We start from the raw sequence: 3,801 nt of genomic DNA, 5'->3' as shown, positions 1-3,801 counted from the left end.
CGCTGATGATTCAAGCCAAGAATGAAGAGCGCAAGGAAATTGTCCAAGCCATCTATGATGAAGCTAAAGCCATGGTTGATCCAAGTCTTCCCGTCCAAATCTTGGCCAAGGAAGGCTGGAATCCAGGTGTCTTAGGGATCGTGGCCGGTCGACTACTTGAAGAGCTCCATCAGCCCATTATCGTCCTCACCATAGACCAAGGCAAGGCCAAGGGGAGCGCACGTAGCCCTGAAAGTGTTCATATTTTTGAAGCCCTAGATCCCCATCGTGATCTCTTTATCGCCTTTGGAGGCCATGCGGGTGCAGCTGGTATGACTCTGGAAGTGGACAAGCTCCCTCGTCTGACCGAGATTTTTTCTGACTATATTGTAGAAAAAGGGATTGACCTGACGGCCAAATCCACACTCTTTGTGGATGAGGAGTTGGACCTAGAAGAGCTGACTTTGGATACCTTGAAGAGTTTCGACCGTCTCGCTCCTTTTGGGATGGACCATAAGAAACCAGTCTTTTACATTCGTGATTTTCAAGTTGAGTCTAGCCGGACTATGGGGGCCGGCAATAGCCATCTGAAGTTGAAGATTCAAAAAGGCGATGCCCGTTTTGATGTGGTGGCTTTTGGTCAGGGCCATTTGGAATTGGAGTACTCCCAAGCGAAAAACTTGGAGTTGGTGGTATCCTTGTCCGTCAATCAGTGGAATGGACAGACCACCCTGCAACTGATGGTGGTGGATGCCCGTGTAGAAGGAGTACAGCTCTATAATATCCGAGGGAAAAATGCTCCTCTCCCACAAGCTATTCCCCTCTTTAGTCAGTTGGAAGAAGGGGAAGATTCTCCTGCCATTGTCATCGATCGCATACCGGATGACCTGGCTGACTTAAAAGCCCTCTTCCAAGAACAGAGCTTCCAAGCGGTCTATTTTAAAAATCACCTAGACAAGGCCTATTATTTGACTGGCTATGGTAGTCGGGATCAGTATGCCAAACTCTACAAAACGCTGTATCAGTTCCCTGAGTTTGATATTCGCCATAAGCTCAGCCAACTATCTGACTACCTCAAGATTCCACAAGTTTTGTTGATTAAGATGATCCAAATCTTCCAAGAGTTGGGCTTTGTCCAGATTGAAAATGGCATCATGACGGTCAACAAGGACGCGGAGAAGAAGGAGATTGCCTCTAGTTCCATCTATCAGGACTTGGTGCAGACGGTCAAAGACCAGGAACTCATGGCTTTAGGATCTGTGCAAGAAATTTATGACTATTTAACGGAATCGATTTAATGAACAAAAAGAAAATATTTCTCTGGCTCAGCCCTTTCCTCCTTTTTGCCCTCTATTGGCTGGGGATCTACTGGAGTTTGAGAAATCCCATGGAAGAAATCAACTACGCTGAAAATGGCAGCTGGATGCGCTATGTGATGTTTAGGCCCTTTACAGAAACGATCGGGAGTGATCGCATCTGGAAGGAGGATGAAGGATTTCAAATGTACCCCTATTCAGATAAAATCGTTGGTGGTCAAGAAGAGCTATCCGTCATGATGTTTCGAGATAGTTCTGAATGGGTTTAATGGTATGAATACCATCTAAACAAAAATGCATACGTTTGGATGACCTTCAAATACAATTCTAAAAAAAGAGCATTGATTCAAGAAAAAGTGTATCTTTACGAGGATAATCAAACAGTTGAAGGAAGTGATTTTTTACAGAAACTTGCTACCTATGGCAAAGACCTTACTTGGCTTCGAGACCAAAGTAAGAAAGTCGCCGAACAATACATCCTTGGTACCTGGTTTAAAAATGGAAGTTCTCGTTATTCCATGAAAAATCTGGGCGATATGAAAATCCAGTACAATGAATTGTTAGAAGAGAAGTAAGACATTTTTTCGAATCCAATCCCACATCTTTTTTGGATGTGGGATTTTGTTTTCTTTGTAGGAGGGTGGGAAAATGATTTAGTAAAAAATGATGCACGTTAGTAGAATTCATGGTATAATGGAATGTAAAAATTTTTTTATGAAAGAAAGTTAACCATGAATTTAAAAGATTACATTGCAAGCATTGAGAACTATCCGCAAGAAGGAATTACCTTCCGTGATATCAGCCCTTTGATGGCAGATGGCAATGCTTATAGTTATGCGATTCGTGAAATCGTTCAATACGCGACGGATAAGAAGATTGATATGATCGTCGGCCCTGAAGCGCGTGGATTCATCGTTGGATGTCCGGTCGCTTTCGAGCTAGGTATTGGTTTTGCGCCTGTTCGGAAACCTGGCAAATTGCCACGTGAAGTCATCTCAGCGGACTACGAAAAAGAATACGGTGTGGATACCTTGACCATGCATGCTGATGCTATCAAACCAGGTCAACGCGTCCTTATCGTTGATGACCTCTTGGCAACAGGTGGTACGGTTAAAGCAACCATCGAAATGATCGAAAAACTCGGTGGAGTGGTTGCAGGTTGTGCCTTCTTGATCGAGCTCGATGATCTCAAAGGCCGCGAAGCTATCGGAGACTACGATTACAAGGTCTTGATGCATTACTAATATAGTTTAGAGCTATATCTAGATAGAGAAAAACCATAATTGAAAACTATATGCTCCTGTCTTATAATAAGAGGTAACAACTTGTAAGATGGGAGCTTTTTATGCCAATTACCTTAGATAAGAAATTACCAGCAGTTGATATTCTTCGCTCAGAAAATATTTTTGTCATGGATGATATTCGGGCAACTCACCAAGATATTCGTCCGATGAATGTTCTGATTTTGAATCTCATGCCGACTAAGGTAGCTACTGAGACTCAACTCTTACGCCTCCTGGCTAATACTCCCTTGCAGATCAATGTGGATTTCCTCTATATGACCAGCCATGAGTCTAAGACGACAGCAGCAGAACATATGGAAGTCTTCTACAAATCCTTTGAGGATATTAAAGAGAACTATTATGACGGCTTGATTATTACGGGAGCTCCAGTAGAGAAATTAGCCTTTGAGGAAGTGGATTACTGGGAGGAGCTAACAAAGGTCTTTGCTTGGTCGAAGCGCCATGTTTTTTCAACCCTGCACCTTTGTTGGGGTGCCCAAGCTGGTCTCTATTACCGCTATGGGATTGAAAAAGTAGCCCTCTGCGACAAGCTATCTGGGATCTATGAGCAAACAGTCATGAATCCGCAGAACCGCCTAATGCGTGGCTTTGACGATGCTTTTTTGGCCCCTCACTCACGTTATACAGATGTCCCCCTTAAGGAAGTGCTAGAGAAGAGTAACTTGCAAGTCCTGGCTCAGGGGGGTGAAGTAGGGCTATCTATCCTGGCCAGTCCAGACCTTCGAGAGGTCTATAGTTTTGGTCATTTGGAGTATGACCGTGATACCTTGGCCAAGGAATACCAGCGAGATGTCAAAGCAGGCTTGAATCCAGATCTTCCGAAGAATTACTACGATCAGGATGACAGTAGTCGGGACCCACGGATGCGGTGGAACTTAGCGGCAGCCAACTTCTTTAGTAATTGGATCAATTATGCAGTTTACCAAGAAACTCCTTATCGTTTGGAGGAGTTAGAAAAAGATATTTCATTTTATGGTTACCTATAAAGGGGTAGTATGACATATTCACAAGCATTTAAGTCAGGCAATTTGGTTTTACCAAGTGCCTTACTTTTCCATTATCACCATTTATTTAAAGATGCAGAGGATTTTCTGGTTTGGCAGTTCTTTTATTTGCAAAACACGACCAACCAATCCAGCCTCACACCTAATCAAATTGCAGATGCGATTGGCAAGTCTGTCGCAGAAGTCAACCAGTCCATG

General features: G+C 43.4%; 3 protein-coding genes and 2 pseudogenes. All 5 read left to right on the top strand.

The genetic code is table 11. The features are described from left to right. Positions 1–1,277: single-stranded-DNA-specific exonuclease C-terminal domain-containing protein (locus ACLOR3_RS04950; RefSeq protein WP_412037036.1), on the top strand; the 1,277-nt coding region annotated here is incomplete at its 5' end. Next, positions 1,277–1,870, top strand: a pseudogene (locus tag ACLOR3_RS04945) (TipC family immunity protein). The gene ACLOR3_RS04950 and the pseudogene ACLOR3_RS04945, both read left to right, overlap by 1 nt. Positions 1,871–2,026: 156 nt before the next feature. Continuing rightward, the gene (locus tag ACLOR3_RS04940) at positions 2,027–2,539 is read left to right on the top strand and encodes an adenine phosphoribosyltransferase (protein ID WP_003002788.1); all 513 of its coding nucleotides are present in this window, start codon (positions 2,027–2,029) and stop codon (positions 2,537–2,539) included. A gap of 101 nt (positions 2,540–2,640) precedes the next feature. Then, positions 2,641–3,585 carry a homoserine O-acetyltransferase MetA gene (gene metA / locus ACLOR3_RS04935; RefSeq protein WP_048717344.1) on the top strand — a complete coding sequence of 315 codons (945 nt, stop codon included), beginning with the start codon at positions 2,641–2,643 and terminating at the stop codon, positions 3,583–3,585. Positions 3,586–3,594: 9 nt separating this feature from the next. Continuing rightward, positions 3,595–3,801 (top strand): annotated as a pseudogene (locus ACLOR3_RS04930) (DnaD domain-containing protein); the annotation flags it as partial.

It is taken from the genome of Streptococcus intestinihominis (genome assembly GCF_046824975.1).
Taxonomy (GTDB): Bacteria; Bacillota; Bacilli; order Lactobacillales; family Streptococcaceae; genus Streptococcus.
Note: the sequence above shows the minus strand (reverse complement) of the source record. Positions and strands in the feature narration are given on the sequence as shown.

Excerpts from the sequence above, each read along its gene's own strand:
- ACLOR3_RS04940 (WP_003002788.1), top strand. The coding sequence starts at position 2,027 with ATGAATTTAAAAGATTACATTGCAAGCATTGAGAACTATCCGCAAGAA.
- metA (WP_048717344.1), top strand. The coding sequence starts at position 2,641 with ATGCCAATTACCTTAGATAAGAAATTACCAGCAGTTGATATTCTTCGC.